Genomic DNA, 20486 nt, shown 5'->3' with positions numbered 1-20486 from the left:
CTCTCTTTTAGTAGTGCATCAAGCGGCGAAAGCGCCGACCCGCAAGCGGTCGTAGGCCTGCATTTCTTCAGCATCGAGCGGGATGATGTAAGGTTCGACGGCTTTCTTGAAACTGGTCATCTGGCCGTCGTCGCCCTTCTTCAAATGGCAATGGCAGAACCATTCGCTATCGTTGCGCTGCGGGTGGTCGACGCGATAGTGGTACAAACCCCAGCGGCTTTCGGCGCGGAACAACGAGGCACGGGCGGCCATTTCGGCGCAGTCGCGGATCACGCTGGTTTCCATGGCGCGCATCAGTTCATGGGCGTTGTTGGCTTTCATCTGATCGAGATCGCGTTCGATGTCGCTGAAGCGCTGTAGACCGATCTGCATCTTTTTGGTCACTTTCGGCGGTTGCAGGTAATCGTTGACGAAGCGCCGCAGCTTGTACTCGACCTGTGCTGGCGGCAGACCGTGTTCTCGATCCAGCGGTGCATAGACCCGTGCCTTCTCCTTCTCGATCTGCTCGTTATCCAGCGCAGAAAACTCGCGCCCAGCGACAAAATCGGCGGCGTTGTGCCCGGCGAACCAGCCGTAGGTGAAGGCGCCGAGCATGTAGTTGTGCGGCACGGCAGCCATGTCACCCGCCGAATACAAGCCTTTCACCGACGTCTCGGCGCGTTCGTTGACCCACACGCCAGACGCCGAGTGGCCGCTGCAAAAACCGATTTCGGAGATGTGCATTTCGACCATTTGCGTGCGGTAGTCGGTGCCGCGATTGGCGTGGAACTGGCCGCGACTCGGGCGTTCGTTGCTGTGCAGGATTTCCTCGATGTTCTGGATGGTTTCTTCGGCCAGGTGATCGAGCTTGAGAAACACCGGGCCGTTGCCGCTCTCCAGTTCCTGGTGGAACTCCCACATCATCTGCCCGCTCCAGTAGTCGCACTCGATGAAGCGTTCGCCCTTGTTGTTCGCGGTGTAGCCGCCCAGCGGGCCGGTGACGTAAGCGCAGGCCGGGCCGTTGTAATCCTTGATCAGCGGGTTGATCTGGAAGCACTCGAGGTTGGCCAGTTCGGCGCCGGCGTGATAGGCCATCGCGTAGCCGTCGCCGGCGTTGGTCGGGTTTTCGTAGGTGCCCATCAGGTAGCCCGACGACGGCAAACCCAGGCGTCCGGCAGCACCGCAGGCGAGGATCACCGCTTTGGCCTTGATCACATGGAAGTCGGCGGTGCGGCAATCGAAGCCCATCACACCGTTGACGGCGCCCTCCTCGTCAGTCAGCAACCGCGTGCAGACGAGGCGATTGGTGATGCTCACCCGGGCGCGTTTCAACTGGCGATAAAGGACCTTTTTGATGTCGTGCCCTTCCGGCATCGGCAGCACGTAGGCGCCCATGTGGTGGACTTTTTTAACCGCGTAATCGCCGGTTTCGTCCTTCTCGAACTTCACGCCCCAGCGATCAAGCTGTTCGATGGTTTCAAAGCTGTGAGTGGCGTAAGCGTAAACGGCGGCCTGATTGACGATGCCGTCGTTGGCGATGGTGATTTCCTTGGTGTACTGCTCAGGCGTCGAGTGGCCGGGGATGATCGCGTTGTTCAGGCCGTCCATGCCCATGCTGATCGCGCCGCTGCGTTTGACGTTGGCCTTGTCGACCAGCAACACACGCAGATCGCGGTTGTTTTCCTTGGCCTTGATCGCGGCCATCGGTCCGGCAGTGCCGCCGCCGATGACGACGATGTCGTATTCCTGTTCGAGCACTTTGCGGGTCATGCCTGCTCCCCTTTTTGCCGGTCGATCCGCAGGCGGTACTGGAATGCATCGCCACGGTAGTAAAGGTATTCGAAGTCCAGCGGCTGGCCTTGCGCGTCGTGGGTCAGACGCTCGATGCGCATGATCGGCGAGCCGGCCTCGACGTTCAGCGCCTGGGTCAAGTCGCTGTCGGCGAGCACCGCGTCGATGGCCAGATCGGCGTGGCCGAGGGCGATGCCGCAGTCGTTTTCGAGGATCAGGAAGATGTCGCGGGTGACCAGATCGGCCTTCTCCAGGCGCTCGCCGACGGCTTTGGGCAGGTAGGTGATTTCCAGCGAAATCGGCTCACGGTTGATCAGCCGTACGCGTTTGACTTGCGTGACGATCTCGCCCTCGGCGACCTGCAAACGTTCGGCGACGCGCTTGTCGGCGGCAATGAATTTGAAGCTGCGCAGGCGGTTGATCACCTCGTAGCCACGGCCGGTCATGGACTCGGCGAGGCCTTGCAGGCTGCTGACGTTCTGAAAGGTTTTCGGCTTGGCGACGAAGGTGCCTTTGCCGTGGATCTTGAAGATCAGCCCTTCCTTTTGCAGATCGCCGAGCGCCTGGCGCACGGTGATGCGGCTGACTTTGAACAGCGCACCGAGTTCGCTTTCGGAAGGCATCTGGCTGTCTTGCGGGTATTCACCGTCGAGAATTCGCGCACGCAGGACATCGCGCAGTTGGGTGTGCAGCGGAACGCTACTGAGGGAGAGAACGTTATCGGTCATCACGGGATCACTTGTTATAACGAGTTATGACGTGATCTTAGGGTTGTTATGACGAGGTTGAGAAATATTGTTTGGGCATAACCTTAGATACTTCACACGATCGCTTCTTGTAGGAGTGAGCCTGCTCGCGATAGCGGTGTATCAGATACGAATCCGGTGCGTGACACACCGCTATCGCGAGCAGGCGAAGGCCTACAGGGGAATTGTGTGCTACTGGCGTTTGAGGATCTGGTCCATGACCCAGTCGGTCTTGAGCGCTTGTTCGGCGACGGCGGGGTGTTGTGAGTCGCCACGAATGTGAGCATTCATGCCCAGCACGTGATGCCACTGAATATGTTCGTGATGCGGGATTTCCAGGCTGATGATTTCATCGGCATGCAATTGCACGGGATGTTCATCAAACACCGAAAAACTGATGCGCCCAAGGCTGCCGATGATCTCGACGCGATCTTCGCGCCGATCCGCGACAAAGCTCCAGCAACCCATGCCCAGAGCGCCTGACGCGAACCGCCAACTGGCGCTGACGGCATCTTCGGCGGCATACAAACCGGCTTGACACGCGGTGAATCCGGCGACTTCAACAATGTCGCCAAGCAGATACTGGAACAGGTCAAAACCATGACTGGCCAGATCAGCGAAGTAACCGCCACCGGCCACCGCCGGATCGGTACGCCAGTTGTCGCGACCGTCCAGATCCGCCGGCGACGGCGCTTTGGTCAACGTCCAGCTCAGGTGCCGAACCTCACCAATGCGCCCCTCCTGCAACCATTGCCGCACTTGCGCAAAGCGCGGCAACGAGCGGCGGTAGTAGGACACGAACAAGTGCAATCCGGCCTCGGCAAACACCTGCTGCATCTCGCGGCTTTGTCCGGCATTCAGCGCCATCGGTTTTTCGACGCAGCAATGCTTGCCAGCGGCAGCGACTTTCAGGCTGTAGGCGTGATGGCTGTCGGGCGGCGTGGCGATGTACACCGCGTCGACCTCGGGATCGTTGATCAGCGCATCGACGTCGGTGTAGACGCGGTCGATGCCATGACGCAAAGCGTAATCGCTGACCGCTTCAAGCCGTCGGCCCATCACCGCCACCAGCGCCGAACCGGCCGCCTTGTAAAAGGCCGGCCCGCTCTTGCGTTCAGCGACGCTGCCACAACCGATCATGCTCCAGCGCACCACGTCCATGTCTGTTCCTTTAGCCGATGCGCAACGCGCGCAGATCGAGGTGACCGTCCTTGAGCGGCGGGCACCAGTAGTAGCCGCCGGTGATCGGTCGGCTGATGCGATACAAGCCATCGGTGATGCCGTCTTCCAGACCACTCATACGGCGCAGTTGCGCTTCGAAGGCGTCCAGCGAGAAACCGAAAGCGAGGAACATCAAACCAGCGCGATCTCCTTCGATCCACGGCATCGAGCGGCGCACGACGAACGCTTCCGGGGCGAAGCTTTCCTGCGCGGTGCGTTTGACGTGGGCGGACACCGGCGCGTCGTCGATCTCTTCGTTGTCGCTGAGGCGACGGCCCATGATGTTGTCTTTGTCGTCGGCGGACAGTTTGTGGAAACCCTTGAGGTCATGCTGCCACTGCTGGATCGCGGCGAAGCTGCCGCCGACCATGCCGTCAGTGCCGGCGCTTTGCAGGGCGGCGGTGATGGCGGCTTCGTCGTGCGGGTTTTCGGTGCCGTCTTCGTAACCGGTCAGGTCGTGGCCGTCCTTGTGGCGGAAGGCTTCCTGCATTTCTACCAGGCGCAGGGCCGGCGCCAGTGCGGCTTCGAGGGCGTTGCAACGGTTAAGCAGTTCACCACGGTCGACGCCGTGCAGCCAGACCCACAGTGCGTGCTGGGTCGACGGGTTCTCGACGCCGACGCCGGTCATGGCCGGGAAGCTGCGCAGGCCTTCAATTTGTACGTTGAGGGCCTTCGCCAGGGATTCACCAAAACCGACCACCGCCGACTTGCCGTCCACCTGATTGATCAGGTTGTCGATCGCCTGCGGCAGGGCTTCAACCGACTCAAGGGCGAAAAACAGGTGACGTGCTTGCGCAGGAACTGGGGTGGCGAGAATGCCCGGCTGGTAGTAACTCATGTGAACTCCTTGGGAAAGTGCGCGGGAGTTTACCTGTGGCCGGAGGGTTTGTGTGGGTTTGGATGGAAGTCAAAAGCCCCTCACCCTAGCCCTCTCCCGGGGGGAGAGGGGACTGAATGGGGGATATTGAAGAGCTACGCCGACTTGAACGTGTATCGGTGAATCCATAATCGACAAAAATCTTTCAGGTCGGTGTTTGACACAAGACACCTCGATCGCCCCCCCTCTCCCAGAGGGAGAGGGAACTGATTCGGGGATATTAAGATCTACACCGACTTGAACGTACATCGGTGAATCCATAATCGACACAGATCTTTCAGGTCGATGCATGACTCAAGACACTGCGGTCGGCCCCCTCTCCCTCTGGGAGAGGGCTGGGGTGAGGGTTTGCGTCATTACGCCAGGCACTCGGGCTCATCCCGGTCCAACGCTTGAACGCCCGGCGAAAACTGCGCACATCGCTGTAGCCCACTTCCTCGGTAATCCGCTCAATCGGCATATCCGGATTGGCCAGCAGACTCATCGTCCGCGCCTGTCGCACCTGCTCCAGCAGCGCCTCGAACGTCAGCGCATGCTCAGTCAAACGCCGGCGCAAGGTGCGGCTGCTCATGTTCAAGTCACCGGCAATCTTTTCGATATGGCTGCCAGAGGTCAAATCCCTGGCAATCGCCCGCTCGACCGCCTGAATCAGATCAAGCTTCTGATGCACCTGCGCCGCTTCCAGCTCCAGCAAGGCGACCGCCTGACGCAGCGCCAGCGAATGGTGATTGGGCAGGTTCACGTCAAGCCACTGCGCATCGATCAGCATGCGGTTGTGCAGGCAACCGAAACGCACCTGCGGCCCCAGCAAGCGATGGTATTCACTCAGATAACTCGGCGCGGCATGCACGAACTCCACGGCAATCGCCTTGAACTCAACCCCCACCAGTGCGCGGCCATACACCAGCAGACTGGCGAAGAACTCCTCGACAGCAAACACCTGCACATCGGCGAATGGCAGGCGGCATTCAGCATCCAGATGCACCTGCGCACCGACCACGTCGACGCTCGACACCACAATCCCGCCCGAGGTGTGTTGATGGCGGATGCCCAAGGCAAAGGCGTCGCGCAGGGTTTTGCACAACGACAGCACATGCCCGAGCAACCCGAGTGTGCCGAGTACATTCTGTGCGCCCACCCATAGGCCCAGGCCCTGATTGGGCAGCACTTTGAGCGCGCGTTGAATCATCGCCACGGCCTGGCGATAGGAAATCCGCTGCGTCGGATCCTGCAAGTCTTCCAGCGTAAAACCCAGGCCACGGCACAGGCTTTCGGGATCGATGCCCTTGTTCTGCACGACTTCGGCGAGGGTTTGCAGGAGAAACGGCGAGACCAGCGCCAGTTCGAAAGTCGGGTCTTGGACTTTTACATTCATGGGGGATGACATTCCGGATCACGCTTGATTGTTATTTTTGTTACCGGTTATGTCGAAGGAAGTTAGCACAGGGTTTGCCAGCTGTCCGCAGAAGTCCCCCTCAGTGTCCGCCAAAACCCTGCCCCGCCGGGCGCCAAGCGCTTATTTCTAGAGTGCCGCGCGCACTGCGTGCCGGCGTTGCGCCAAAAACACAATAATAATGAGGACGGATATGCACCCGAACCGCGCGACATTCCCTCTGCGCCTGGCCCTTTCCTTGCTGGGTTGCGCCGTGACGATACCGGCACTGGCCACCGAAGCCGGCGTCGACAACATCGGCACCGGCACCGACGGTTTTTTCATGCTGCCGCTGGAGGTCGACAGCCTTCCGGAGAACATGGTCGCGTTCAACCTCTACTACAACCATTACAAGGCGACCAAACTCAACATCAGCTCGTTCGGCGGCAAGGTGCCCAACGTCGAAATCGAGTCCACCGCGGTGATTCCGCGTCTCGACTACTTGAGCCCCGTGCGTATCTTCGGCGGGCGCCTGGCCGGCTACATCGCCCAGCCGTGGCTGAAGCAGGAAGTCTCGGTATTCGGCTTGAGCGACACCCGCGAAGGCATGGGCGATACCACCATTGCACCGATCATTCTGTGGGACATGGGCAAGAATCTGACCCTTGGCGCCGCGCTGGAAATCACCGTGCCGACCGGCGAATACAGCGTCGATCGGCTGGCCAACACCAGCAATAATTTCTACACCTACAAACCGCTGTTCTCCTTCACCTGGCTGCCGACCGACAAGACCGAAGTCTCGATGAAGACCACCTACAGCTTCAACGAGAAGAACAAGGACACTGACTACAAATCCGGGCAGATCTTCCACTTCGATTATTCGGCCAGCTACAAGCTCACCGATGATCTGATGCTCGGCATCAACGGCTACTACCTCAAGCAAACCACCGACGACAAACAGTTCGGCCATACCGTGCAGTTCGCCGGGCAGGACGTGAATGACGGCGTGCGCGGCAAAGTGTTCGCGATTGGCCCGGCGCTGCACTTCACCTTTCTCAAGTACGCCAGTGCGGAGATTCGCTGGGCCAAGGAATTTGATGTGGAGAACCGGCCGGAGGGGGAAATGTTGTGGGCGAAGGTGAGTATTCCCTATGCGTTCTGAGTGCATTTGTAGGAAAGCGCACCTGGATTTGTAGCCTGAAAACCCGAAAAACGCATAGGTGGAATACGCCTACAGCGGCGGTCGAGATTACCGGACAACGGGGGGAAACGTCTGGCAGATTTAAAGGGGGCGCTTGCAGATACTGGGCTCCGTTATCCCATGGTTCCTCAAGGGCTCATGGGGTGCATCGTCTGCCAGTGACGACAATGGGCCATGTCCCCCCTTAAACTGCCGAGATTGATCACGGAGATCACTATGAGCATATTACTTTCCCCGTTTTACTCTGACTTCGAATCCGAAGAAGAGGCCGAGAGCTACGATCGCTGGTTTCGTGCCAAGGTGCAGGCTGCACTGGATGATCCTCGCCCAGGCATTCCCCATGAGGAAGCCATGGTGCGGCTCGACCAATTATTAGAAGAGAAACGCAAGAATCGACGCGCTGCCGCTTGAATGGAGCGATCAAGCTCTGGACGATCTGGCTGACATTATCGATTACATTGAACAATACAATTCCAACGCTTCAGCGGCTCTGCAGCGCAAGGTGGGTGCAGCAACGCAAAGGCTTTCATCAATTCCCTATGGTTACAGATCCGGTCGGGTACCGGGCACTCGGGAAATGGTGGTCAATCCAAACTATCTACTGGTCTATCGAGTGAACGGGCACATCAAAATACTGACGTTAGTCCACACTCGACAACAATACCCACTAACCTCATCAACATAAAAAAGGGCGACCAACCGGCCGCCCAAACGTACTGCACGAGAGTCTTTTACAGCGTCAGTTGCCCACGCTCCTCCTCGGTCAACTGCTGTTTCGCCTGTTCATCCAGCGCCCCGGCGCCCAACACCTGCACCGGGCTGTCCGGGTTGTAACCCGGCGCCGGCGCACGGCTGGCGCCATCGCGGGACGGCGCGAGTTGTTCGTTGCCGAAGCTCAGCACCTGCACGGTGAACACCGACGCCTGATTCTGTCGCGACGCCGCTTGCTGCTGACGCGCCACGTCTTCCGCCGCTTGGGTGGCCGAGGATGCAGCGGAACTGGCCGAGGTGATCGCGCCGGTATTCACTGCCGAAACCACCGGTACGCCGGTCGACTTGCCCTGCACCGAAATATTCGCGGCGTTGACCACCGTCAGCGCGGCGATGTTGACGTTGCCCGACACGCGAATCCCCGCCTCGCCGGCATCGATGGTGCCCAGCGGCGCGATCAGGTCGATGTCGCCCGGTTTCACTTCGGCAATCGGGTTGAGCGTAGCGATACCGGCGCCGGTGCTCGGCACCGAAGGCGACAGTGTGACGTTGCCCCAGGTGTCGTAAACACGTTTCGGTGGGGTGTAGACCACCGTGGTTTTCGAGCCGCGACCGGCGTTGATGTCGCCCTCGGCGGACCAGCCGAGAATCGAGCCACCGAAGGTGGTCATGATCCGGCTCTGGCCGAGCAAAATGCTGCCCTGCGAATAGAGCTGAATGTTGCCCGAACCCTGAGTGATGATCCCCGCCGTCGAGGGTGGCGCCGCGCCTTCGATGCCGAATACCTGACCGCCACCCGGTGTGAGCATCTGGATGTCGCCGCCGAACAGGGTCTTGACCCCTGCCCCGCCGTACAGCGTGATATCGCCGTCGTAGCGAATCGGATTGCCGGCCACATCAGTGCTCGGGAACAGCGCCGCAATCGCGTTGCGACCGCGCAGATAACTGCCAGTGCGCGGGCCATCGACGTCGTTGTATTCCAGACCGCCGGCACGCAGTTCAGCGAAGTACACCTGGCGGGCGAAGATCGCCTGTTCGGCGCTCGGCATCGCGGCGTAGAACGCTTGCGCCTGTTCGGCATTACCGCTGAAGCCATAGCCGAGGGTCAGCCAGCTCTGCAACTCGTCCAGGTAGGTCTTGACCACTTTGCCCGGCTGGCCGTTGAGAGAGGCCTGCGGATCAGCGAGGTTCCGCGGGTTCAGGTAACGCGCGATGAACCGTGAGTAATCCAGCCCTTGCGCGCCTGTGCCCGCCTGCAGCACCACACTGGCGCCAGGCCGCTGATCCCCGGCCACCAACGAACCCAGGCTGGTGATGCTGGCACGGTCTTCCATGAGGATGTTGCGCCCGGCATTAATGTCCAGCGTACCCGGGCCGGCAATATCGAAGCTGCTGTAAAGGATGTCGCGTCCGGCCGACACCCGCGATACATCTCGCGGGTCGTTATGAACGAACAGGTTGCCGGTCGAGGTGATGACTTCCCGACCCACGCCCATCTCATCGGGCCGCACGGCTGTCGGTTGGCCCAGGTTGGTCCCGGATGCCACGATGTCACGTCCGGCAACCATCCAGACCGGGCCTGCGGCTTCGTACCAAGTGCGTTTCGAGTTATCGAATCTCAACGTCTCACCACTGCGTATCCCCACCAGATCGCCGGTCAAGGCATAAAACCTTGCGGGTCCCTGCACGTCATTCAATCCGGAATAGCTGTTGGGACCAAAAGCGAACAACGGATAACGCGAATTGGCGTCAGGCTTAACACCGTCGCTGGCGTAGTTGCTGTTGAGGGGCGTCTGGACCCTACTGCTGGCGAAGGTTTGGAATGCCGGTTTGAAAGGCGTGGCAATGGCCAGTGGGCTAGCGCCGGATTGATTGATCGCATAGCCACCGGCATAGATGGAATCGCCGGCCAACAGTTCGAGTTGTCCGGCTGTCGAAGGTGCCAACAACAGTGAGTACGCGGTAGTCGGCGCTGCGTTGCCCTCGCCGTATGTTGCCGATGGACCGGCATAAATCGACCCCTGAGCCGCCACAGCCCGAAGAATCGACGGATAGACAAAGCGTCCATCGGTGGGCGAGGTATTGGCGCCGCTCACCGGGGTGAGATTGCTGTCGACCTCCGCCAATTGAGTACTCGGCGTGAGATTGCCACCGGCAGAAAACAGATCGATGGCGGTGTGATCGGTCCAGAGCGAGAAGCCGCTCAGGATGCCGCCGATACCCATATTGCCGCTGCTATCGAGCAGTGGCGAGGCGTTGAACAGACGCACCCGACCGGGATCGGCCGCACCGCCCAGCACCAGATCACCCCGGGTGTTGAGGCTCATGCCCGAGTCACCTGGAATCAGCACCAGACCACCGGACGCGTTGCTGGTGGTCGAGGTGAAAGGATCCAGCGGTCGGGTTTCACGGACATCATGCGACTGTGAAAGGGCACCGTATTGCAGATTGATGCCGCCCAGTGCCCCGCCCGTCAATTGCGCCGCCCCGCGTAAATTGATCAGCGTCCCTTGCAGATCGTGCCTCGGCGGCCGAGTCCCGTTATCCCCGGCCCGCGCTTGCAGCGATGGGTTGAGTGCGCCGCCGATGCGAATGTCCATATCGCCGCCGCCGGTCATCTGCACACTGCCATCGCTGGCTATACGACCCGTGCTACCCACGGCAACGATAAGCCCTTGGCTGCGCGGATAGTTGATGGCATCGCCCAACGGTTTGAGCATACCGGCGTCACCTCCGGCACGCAGGCTGATATTACCGCCGCCCAAGGTGCCGAAACCGGTGAAGCCGATCAGGTACGGTTCGGTATTGCCGTCGGCTGTCATCAACTGAGTGGCATAACTGCCGAAGTTGATCCACCAGGCGGTGGGCACATCCGGATTGCCTGTGCCTTGGCGCCACAGCCAGTTACCCACTGACGCGCTGGCAATCTGCTCACGGAAACCGCCACCCGACGATAGCGCCTTCTTGCCTACTGAATCGGCGGAAACCGAGCCCCCGGCGTTGATCGTCAGGTTGCCGCCCAACTGCGGATACCAGGCTTGATACAAGCTGTCCGCGCCACCGTTGACCCATTTCTCATAGTCAGCACCCGCCGTGCCCAGCACCGAATCGCTGTCCGAGAGATGCCCGCGTTTCTGGTTATAGAGCGGGTCAACGTTGGCTGACTGAGTGCCTGCGGTATACACGCCGAACGGCGAGTCCATGCTCAGGTTGCCGGCGGCGATCAGGTCGAGATCGCCGGTACCGGTACGCAGGACGCTGAACATCTGGCTATGAGCTTTGGCGGTTGTGCCCGGATTATTGCCGATACACAGGTTCGGGTAGATGTCACAGAGGATCAGCGCCTCTTCAGGCACCGGCTCGTAATCCCCCCCCAACCCGCTGCCGGGCGCCCAGACCCAACGCGCCATCGGCTGACAAAGTCCCGGAATCAAATCGCACATGAACAACTGGTCATCGGGCACAGGGTTATACCCCGGCAGATCGTAGGGATTGCCTGGCGCCCAGACCATTGTTCCGGTACCCGTCGTCACGGTCACACCGTAATGAGCATCGGCCAGGCGCAGATTGCCATCGGTCAATACCGGCTTCACCGCACGACTGTCAGCGGCGCCAAGATCCGCCCCCGCCACCACGCGCATCGACCACGACGCACTGCCCGAAGGCAGCAGGCTCGCCAGCGCCCAATTCTTGCCTTGCTGGTCGCCGGTAAACGGACGCAGTTCGATCAGTGAAGTGCCGTCGGCCAGTTTCACGTCGGTCATCGACGGAATCAGCGAACCGCGCAGCAAGTCGAGCGATCCACTCAATTTCACCCCGGAAGTGCTGCTCAGATCGGCATCGTAAACCGCTGGCAACGGCACGCCTTTGGGCCAGTTCATGGCTTGCAGGTTCGTCGCTTTGTTCAAGCGAATGCCGGCACCCAAACGGCTGTTCGCCGGCACCGTCACACTGTCACTGAGCAACGTCCCCGCCGCGTACAGCAGGTTGCCACTGGCATCATGGATGGCCCCGGCCAACACGGTGCCGGCGCTAAAGGTATACGCCTCAGCCAATACTGCCTGAGTCGGCAGCAACGTGCCGCTGGCCAGCACCGCGCCCTGAATTGTCACGTCGTAATTGAGCGTGGCGCCGATCGGGAACTGTGTCCCCTCAGCCAGCGAAACACCGCTGCCCGGCACGATCAGATCACCGCCGAACGGCTGCACACCGGCAATCAATTTCCAGCCGGCATCGTCCTGAGTTTCCGGCGGCGGCGCGAAACCGTCGTTGATGCTGCCGTAAATATCGAGGTTGCCACCCGCACGGATCACCAGGTTGCCGGCCTCACCGGAACCGTACACCGCCGGGTTCAAGCGCGTGTGCGGATTGAGGCTGGCATAGCGATAACCGGACAAGTCCAGATCGCCCTCCACCACCAGGTCGCCGTCGGCGGTTTTGCTGTCGATTTCCACGCCCGGACGCAAATGGAATGCATCGGCGTAAGTGGCGTTGTTCAGCCCGGCGAGTTTGCGTTGCAGCAGATCGCTGTTGCCCAGCGCCGCATTGATGAAGGTGTTGCTGTCGCCATGGATGCGATCAAGCATGGCCTGATCGATGACTTGATACGGTCGGCCACTGACCGCTTGATCGACGCCATCGCGGGCATCGGTGTAGCGGCGTGTAGCGTTGAGGCCAATGGAGCGAGCGCCCTGAATGGTCAACGCACCGCTGGCGTCGATGGCGATGTCATTGCTGCCCAGACGCGGCGCGTTCAATTCCAGGGTGCCGCGCAGCATTCCGTCGTGTTGACCGGCGAGGAAACCGGGCAGCGCATCGGTGCCGTGACGCAGGTCGATGCGCGCGCCGGACGCCAGCGTGAGCACGCCCTCGCCGGAATTGAGCTCCACCGTGGCGCGGTTCGGCGCATCGATGATCTTGCCGTAGCTGTCGACGCGCAGGACTCGACCATGGGCGTCGAGCACGCTGTTGCCGGCCAGCGTCAGAGCGTTTTTCGCCGCCAGACGAATGTTGCCGACGCGCTCGCCACTGGCGTCGATCAGACCGGCCACCGTCAGGCTGCCGTTGTCCACCGAGACATTGATGTCACCAGCCTTGAGGCCATCGCCGATCACAAGATTGCCTTGCTTGAGCTGCAAACTGCGGCTGCCGAACACCTGTCCGGCGTTCAGGCGTTGATTGAGCGCGGCGAACTGCGCCGTGGCATCCCCGCCGAGGTTTTGCGCGCGGATGTCCACGCTCCCGGCCTTGTACGGCACCAGCGTGCCGCCGGCATCGTAATAACCGCTGCTGCCGCCGAGGATTTCACCCTGCAAATCGACTGTCCCGGCAGCGTCGCCCAGCGCGGTGGCCGTGAGGTTGCCGGCCTGATGATTCTTCGCCGACAGATCAATCCGCGAGCCCGCCGCCTGCCGGATATTGCCGTTGGCGCTGTACAGCGACACGTCGCCGCCCCAGCTGTACTTGTTCACATCGTTGAACGGCAACGTACGCCCGGCCATGTCCAGCACCGCAGCATTGCCGAGGGTCAAATCGCCTTCGGACTTGACCGTCAGCTTGCCGCTGGCCAGGGCGATACGGCTATCGAGCACGATGTTGCGAGCCTCAAGGTTCAACTCGGCACCCAGCGCGTCCGCCACCCCGGCAGCCCCGCCACCGCTGAGCGTCAGATTGTTGCCAGCCTTGAGCACACTGACCGACGCCGCTTCACCGGTAAGCAACGGCGTACGCAGATTCAGGTTGCCGCCGCTGTAGCGGTAACCCTTGACCGGGTCGTAAGTGCCCTGCTCCTGATACACCGCGAGGCTGCCCTTGTGGTTGGCGGTGATGCGGTCGCTGGCGGTCAGGTTGACGTTGGCAAAACCCAGCGCCAGACGATTGTTCTGATCCAGGCCGCTCGCTTGCGGCATCGAGTCGTAACCCAACTCGATACGTTGCGCCTGAATGTCCAGCGTGCCGCTGCCCGTACCGGCGCCAGCGGTGATCACGCCGCCAGGGCTTTGCGTGGCGCCGTTCCAGATCAAATTGGCGGTACGGATGCTCGCCACATCGTTGGCATTGCCCAAGCCATAGATCGCCGGAGTGACCAGCACCAGGTTCTGCAATTTACTCTGGCCGGTCTGCGGATCGAGAGTGTCGAGGCTCACGCTGCCGTAGAAATTGAAAGCATCGCGAGTGGTCAGGCTCAGGGTTTCCAGCGCCGGTGCGCCGTACTGCGTATCGCCACGCAGCAGTCGATTGAGCACGTTCTGGTTGAGCATCAACCCCGCCGGTACGCGACTGCCTGCCGCTGCCAGTGCTTCGGCGCTGCCGGCGTTGACCGAGCCGACCGAAAGCGCCAGGTGGCGCGTGCCGAAACGCACCGCTTCGTCGAGTTCGAATTGATTATCCGTGGCGGCCGTCAGACTGCCGTCCGAATAAAGGATCGCCGGGTTGCTGCACACAGCCGTGGTGCAGACACCGATGCGGATCCTGCCACCGCCGGAAATGCCGCTGGCCGCTTTCGGCGCCAGAACATGAGTCCAGCCGTTGGAAGCCAGCAACAGGCTGGATTGGTCAGGCTGATAGAAATAGCCGGCCGTTGAGTCGTAGGCCACATCGCCGCGTCCCAGGGTATTGATCCCCGCCCCCGCCTCGACCGTGATGCCACCAAGGGTCGACGTGGTGCGCAACAAGACTTCCGGCGCCGACAGGATCGCCCCTTCACGCAGAACAATGTCTTTGCTGGTGCCAAGAAATCCGATGATGTTGGCCGAGTTGCCGTACATGACGTTCGGCATCGCACCGATGCTCAGGCGTCCGGCATTGAGGTTGTTGAGCGTGTCCGCGTAGACCGAGACGCCATCGAAGTCAGCGGTTGGCGCATGCCCTGCACCAAGGATTTCAAAGTTCGCGCCGGCATTGCCCCCGCGCAATACGGCGGTGCCGGTAAAGCCACCCTCGGCGGCCTTGAACAGCGCCTGCCCGTTGAACTGCAAAGCAATGTCTTGTTCGCCACCGGCGTTCAGACGCAAGTCCAGCGTCTTGCCGTCCATGGGTGCCAGCGCACGCGGCACGCCCCGTCGCGCGGAATCGCTGTAGATGAACTGGGTCAAGCTGGTTTCGTTGTATTGCGAGTAGCGGCGCAACACATCGGCAGACGTCAGGATCACCTGACTGGCGAGGCTGTCACGCAAAGCGGTATTGGCAATCGACATCTGCCCGCTGCTGGTCCAGGAACCGTTGCGCAGTTGTAGCGCAGGCGTCGTCCCGCTCGGCGTCGCCTGACCATTGACTTCCACTCGGAACGCCCCCGGCAACAGGGCAAAATTGGAGGGCAGCAAGGTGTAAGTACCGGCTGCCAGACCGGGCACGCCGGCGCCAAGGGTGATCTGCTGGCCGACCCGCGGATCTGCCGCAGCGGCCTCTGCCACCACCGGCGCATACACGCTCTGATTACCCGGCACGATGGCGTACACCGGATTGCTCGCAAGCCCTGGCAAGCTGAAGGTGCCGTCGGCGGCATTGCGCACCAACGGATTGAGACGGGCATCGGTGGAGCCGCCACGCCCTGAAACGAAACCGGCGCCGCGAAGATCACCGCCACCGGACAGATCAAGAGTCGCACCACTCTGTACATCGATGTATTGCGAGTTGACGACCACGCCATTGGTTTGGCCAGTGATGCCATTCAAGATGACCGACTTGTCGTTGTAGCGATAGTCGATGCCGTCGGTGGTGCCACCGTAAGGCATGACCAGCCCGGCGGCGCTGACCGACGTCATGCTGCCCGGCAACAGGCGCACCTCACGTGTGGCGGTCAGAACATCGTCACCCAGGGTAATCAGGCCCAACGGTGCACGGATCACCCCGCCCTGCTCGATGATGCCTGCAGTCAGGCTCAAACTGCCGAATACCGAGTAAGGCACCGCCGCAGGTGCCGCGCCGCGACCGCTGATCCGCAGGGTGTGTTCGTTCGCCCGGTCGGCGCCCTGATAGCCGGCGCGGACGTCAGCCTGCACGCCCGTGGCGGGGTAGATTTGCGCCGCACCGAGATTCAAGTCTCCCGGGGTCCACAGGCGGGTTTTTTCGGCACGGTCGTTGGGGGCGAGGAAACGCAGGTCACCGCTGCTGTCGAGCGACACCAGGCCGAATGCCCGGCGGCTGTATGCAACGGCAGGTCCTTGCTGTTGCAAGATCGCACCCTGCGTACCGAACGACAGCCCGTTGCCCACATCCAGCAGGTTCGCCGAGGCATTGAACGTGGCCTGCGACAATCGGCTCGTGGGATTGAGGGTCACCCGTGGCCGCGTCATGGTGGGCGCTTCAAAGTAAGTACCGACACCGGACAGGCGCAGGTACGGCGCGCGCAAATCGATACGTGCCGCATCAGTGGAATTTTCTGCCAGCGAGAGCGCCCCGGCATACAGATTGAGGCTCTGGTTCATGTGCAAATTGACGTCACCGTCAAACGACAGCAAGCCGTTGCTCAGCAGACTCAGGTTGTCGAAACCGCCGGCCATCAACTCATCCGCGCTCAGGCGCGTCTGGCCGTAGCGCAAACTGTCGGCGCCCTCGCCCGGCCGCAAACTAGCGGACAACCGCGCGTCGCCGGGGCCTTGGCCGATAATGATTTCCCTCGGCGCGCGCACCGCATTGCTTGCCGAATCCAAGTACAACGGGACCTCAAGCGCCAGCTCCAGACGCCCACCGGCAGCGCCGACACCTCCGGCCGCCGCACGCAAGCTGCCCTCCACGAACACGCCGTTGTAGGCACTCAGGCTGATGCGCCCGCCATCGGTTGCAACGCGGGTCGGCCCCTGACCGGCGATATCGACAACAGCTTCGGTGCCGGACGCATCGAGTCGAGCACCCTGACGCACGATGACATAGGCATCGGCCGCTGTGGCCGTCGCCAGTTTCGTGTCTATTTCGCCGCCGATGATGATGCTGCCGCCCTTGCCGACCTGACCGTACGTGCGCCCCAGAACATCAATGGCCGTATTGGCGCGTCCGGCGACATCCAGTACGGCCTGCTCGCCGATCCAGATCGAACGGTTGTGCGCAGTCGAATCCGCCACTTGATTGGAGGTGCCCGGGTTGATCGCGCCGAACTGTTGCTGACGAATATCAATCGTCCCGCCCCAGGCATTCAGTTCACCTTCGACCGTGATCTGCCCCGCCCCGCGCAGCTTGATGCTCTGCCCCGGATCGACACTGATGCGCGAACCGCGGCCCAGGGTCAACGGGCTGTTGGCGGCATCGATCAAGCCGATCAGGCTGGCGCCACCCTGCAGCGTCAGGCTGGCGCCGGCGCGCTGGGTCAGCAGGCCCTTGGTCGGGTTTTCCTGGAACAGCGTCGGCGTCCACAACTCAAGCGCCGTTTGCGGATCGACACCACTGACCTGATTCGACGCGGCATCACCGAATCGGAACACCGGCAGGGTGACGTCAATCGCGGTGCCTTCGGCAACATCCAGCCCGCTCAGGCCGATCAGGTTGTAGGCGGAAAAACCCTTGCTGAACAGATCGTCGGACAGTTGCAGGGTGTTGTCGGCCAATGCCTGGTCGGTCTGGCCAACGAGGATCTTGTTGGCCTGCACCGTCAGCGTGCCGCCGCCCGTAACGCCGTAGCCACGCAATTCACCCGCAAGGTCGAGATGGGTTTTACCGGGCGCCGAAATCGCACTGGATTCCAGCGTCAAGTCGCCGCCCTTGCCACCACGGGTCTTGCCGTTGGCCAGCACAGCGCCGCCGGAGGACACATCGAGCAGACTGCCCGCGCCGATATCGATATCGCCACTGCTGCGGACCGATACCAGGCCGCCATTCAAGTACGCGAGGTTCGCGCCATCGTCCGGGTTAGTGCGCAAATTGCTCCACACGCCACGCGTATCGAGTCGCACACCGTCGGCCACGTTGACCTGCGTCGCCTTGTCGGCCTTGGCCGTGAGCCGAGTGTCGGCGGTATCGCTGGAGAGGAATTGATTGAGCACGTTGCCCAGGCGCAGGCTACCGCCACGCGCAGTCAGGTCAGCGCCGATCTGCACATCCGGGGCATACAGGGTGATGTCGCCACCGTTATCGACCGTCAGTGCGCCGTCGACGACGACCTGATCCTTGGCCGCCACTTTGAGCGCACCGAGGCGCACACCATTGAGTTGATCGTTATCGAGAAACAACTTGCCCTTGCGTGCATCGGACACCGCACCGGCCAAGTCCAGATCACTGCCGGCAAGCGGACGTTCGCCGCCCATTTGCACCTGGTCCAGCGTCGGATTGAGCGTATACAACAAGCCACTCGCCGCCGCGACGTAGGTCGGGTCGTAACTGCCGACGATCAATTGCGCACGCCGCGCCAACGCCGTCTGACTTTGTTCATAGCCGTCGAGCACCGGTTTCGGCGCCTGATTCTGCCGTTCGCCCTGATACACCTCGCCGATCATTTGCCCGTCGAGTACCGCATTGGCAGTGGCGATCACCAGTTGCCCGGCGTCGCGGCCGACGGTGTAACCCGACTCATAACGTGAGCGCGGCGCGATCAGCGGGTTGTAGAAATAGCTCGTCTGGCCCCAGCGTTCGCTGCTGTCCTCATAGCCTTTGTACAACCCGGTGTAGAGCAGATCGCCCGGCGCACGCGAGACTTCGTAAAGTTTGCCATCAGCACCGCGCAGCCAGCTCTGACGAATCTGGCCGCTCTGCACATCCAGCGTGCCGCCAGACAGATTGATCAGCGACCCCTTCTCGGTGACCACGTCGTTACCGGCGAAACTCACCGTACCGCCCTGCGCCATCCACTCGCCGATGCTGTGGCCCTGGGTGCCGAGGTAGCCGCCCACTTCCAGCAAGCCACCCGCCGTGTACCAGCGATCCGTGGCATAGCCGTTGGTGCCGGCCGGCACGTAGACCAATTCGCGGACATCGACCCAGACGTCGTTGCTGTTGAGCGCGCCCTTCTCGCGGTTGATCGACGCGTCGCGCTGTTCGTTGCCCTGCACGTTGATCTTGATGTTGTTGTTTTCCATCGCGACCTTGACGCCGAGGGCGCCGGACACATCGATCATCGCGCCGTCGCGTACCAGACTGCGACGTTGCGCACTGACCGCGACCTGACCGCCGGTGGCCAAGGTAATCGAGCCGTTCTGGAACTCGACGCTGCCGCCGCTCTGGATCTCGATGCGCGATTGATCGCCACGGATGCGGTTGTTGGCGTTGACGCCGGTCAGCGCGGCGTCGCGTTGACTGTCGAGCGCCGTGAGGTCGCTGCTGTCGAGCATGATTGCCGTGGCGCTGCCCTGCCCCAGCGTGACGCTGCCGGTGCTGTCAGTGCTCGGGTTGAGCAAATGAATCGTGCCGCGCGTGGACACCGAAGTGCTGGCGAGCAAAACACCGTTCTGCACCACTTCATGACCGGCCAGGGTGATGTCGCCGGTGGCGGACTGAATCAGCCCGTTGTTGGTGACTTTGCCGGCAACGGCCCCGGCCTTGAAGCCCGGCGTGACCTCACTGCCAAACGTCGTCGAAAAGGTATTACCCTCAGTGCCCGAGCCTTTGCGAATGTAAAAGCGATCACCAGCAGCCAGCACCGTCTGCCCTTTGGCGGTACTGATGCTGCCGTCGTTCTGCACTTCGTTGCCCAGCAGTAACGCATAGCCACCGGCATCGGTGGACACCGCCGGTTTGTGCGTCTCGATGGACGCGCCGCGCTCCACCAACACCTTGCCAGCCGCGTCGGTGAACGTCGGCTGAGTGCCGGTGCTGTCGAAATACAGCCCACGGTCGCGGAACTGGATATCGGTGATATTGGCCGCCGCCGCCACCAGGTTGCGCACGTTGACCTGGCTGCTGCCGCTGAAAACGATGCCGTTGCGGTTGACCAGCATCACCGTGCCGGCGCCCTTGATCTGCCCCTGAATCTGACTGGCGCGCGCACTCGGGTCGTTGACCCGGTTGAGCACGGCCCAGTTCGCTTGTTGAGCGAATTCGACCGTGGTGTTGCGCCCGACGTTGAAGGTTTCCCAGTTGAGGATCGCCTTGTCGGCGGTCTGCTCGATCTTCACCGTGGTCTTGCCGTCAGCCTGAGTCTGCTGTGGGCCCTTGGCGTTCTGCCAACCCTGAGCCAGGCTGTTATCGACTTTCAAACCGCCCTCACCCAGACCGTCCGGCACAAACTGCACCGTGCCCAAGGCGGCAGCACGCCCGGCCGCCTGCGCCGCTTGTTGCGCGGCAATCGCGGCAACGGTGTTGTTCAACGTCTGGATCGAACGCTGCAACTGCTGATTGGCCTTTTGCTGTTGAGCCAGCGGCGGTGTCATCCCCGGCAAGCCGCCCATGCTCGGACGCGCCGCCGCGGCTTGCTGCGCTGCGCCCTTGGCAGCAAACCAGCTCGAACTGAACGCCGTCTGCGCCTGCGCACTGCCCGCCACCAGACACAACGCCACGGCGTGCGCCAACGGCTTGAGCAGCCACAGCGTCGGCTCCACAGCTTCACGCCTGGAGGACAGAACACGGGTACGACGACGGGATGGGCGAGCGAGCATCACTACGAGATCCTTTTTTGATTGCCACACTTGGGTGGCCAAAGCTGCCGCAGGCCTGCAAAAACCTGCT

Annotated in this window: 9 protein-coding genes; 3 read left to right on the top strand and 6 right to left on the bottom strand. The window is 61.5% G+C overall.

Annotation, left to right across the window (positions count from 1 at the left end; all coding sequences use genetic code 11):
* Positions 1–18: 18 nt before the first annotated feature.
* From ACIPIZ_RS07075 to ACIPIZ_RS07055, 5 genes are all read right to left on the bottom strand, one after another.
* Entirely contained in the window at positions 19–1749 is a 1731-nt protein-coding gene (locus ACIPIZ_RS07075; protein ID WP_401164717.1) for a fumarate reductase/succinate dehydrogenase flavoprotein subunit, read from the bottom strand.
* Complete coding sequence (locus ACIPIZ_RS07070) at positions 1746–2498, bottom strand: GntR family transcriptional regulator (RefSeq protein WP_401164715.1); 753 nt, start codon at positions 2496–2498, stop codon at positions 1746–1748. Before ACIPIZ_RS07070 ends, ACIPIZ_RS07075 begins: the two co-directional genes overlap by 4 nt.
* 210 nt (positions 2499–2708) lie before the next feature.
* Positions 2709–3677, bottom strand: coding sequence for a Gfo/Idh/MocA family protein (locus tag ACIPIZ_RS07065; protein ID WP_401164713.1), 969 nt, complete (start codon positions 3675–3677; stop codon positions 2709–2711).
* Positions 3678–3687: 10 nt separating this feature from the next.
* Entirely contained in the window at positions 3688–4575 is an 888-nt protein-coding gene (locus tag ACIPIZ_RS07060; protein ID WP_401164712.1) for a Dyp-type peroxidase, read from the bottom strand.
* Positions 4576–4891: 316 nt separating this feature from the next.
* Positions 4892–5989, bottom strand: a complete 1098-nt coding sequence (locus ACIPIZ_RS07055) for an AraC family transcriptional regulator (protein WP_401164711.1) — start codon at positions 5987–5989, stop codon at positions 4892–4894.
* 211 nt (positions 5990–6200) lie between these two features.
* On the opposite strand from ACIPIZ_RS07055, the gene ACIPIZ_RS07050 reads away from it, so the two are divergent.
* The 3 genes from ACIPIZ_RS07050 (at position 6201) to ACIPIZ_RS07040 (ending at position 7872) form a co-directional block, all read left to right on the top strand.
* Positions 6201–7148: a transporter gene (locus ACIPIZ_RS07050; RefSeq protein WP_150647390.1), complete on the top strand. Its 948-nt coding sequence runs from the start codon at positions 6201–6203 to the stop codon at positions 7146–7148.
* Positions 7149–7403: 255 nt separating this feature from the next.
* Positions 7404–7598: a hypothetical protein gene (locus tag ACIPIZ_RS07045; RefSeq protein WP_064120669.1), complete on the top strand. Its 195-nt coding sequence runs from the start codon at positions 7404–7406 to the stop codon at positions 7596–7598.
* Entirely contained in the window at positions 7579–7872 is a 294-nt protein-coding gene (locus tag ACIPIZ_RS07040; RefSeq protein ID WP_318183186.1) for a type II toxin-antitoxin system RelE/ParE family toxin, read from the top strand. The genes ACIPIZ_RS07045 and ACIPIZ_RS07040 overlap by 20 nt, the downstream gene beginning before the upstream one ends.
* 46 nt (positions 7873–7918) lie before the next feature.
* Here ACIPIZ_RS07040 and ACIPIZ_RS07035 read toward each other — a convergent pair whose 3' ends face one another.
* Positions 7919–20416, bottom strand: coding sequence for a filamentous haemagglutinin family protein (locus ACIPIZ_RS07035; protein ID WP_401164710.1), 12498 nt, complete (start codon positions 20414–20416; stop codon positions 7919–7921).
* Between the last annotated feature and the right edge of the window lie 70 nt (positions 20417–20486).

Origin of the sequence: Pseudomonas sp. NPDC087690 (assembly GCF_044743175.1) — a bacterium.
Classification (GTDB): Bacteria; Pseudomonadota; Gammaproteobacteria; order Pseudomonadales; family Pseudomonadaceae; genus Aquipseudomonas.
This window is presented reverse-complemented; position numbering and strand designations above follow the sequence as displayed.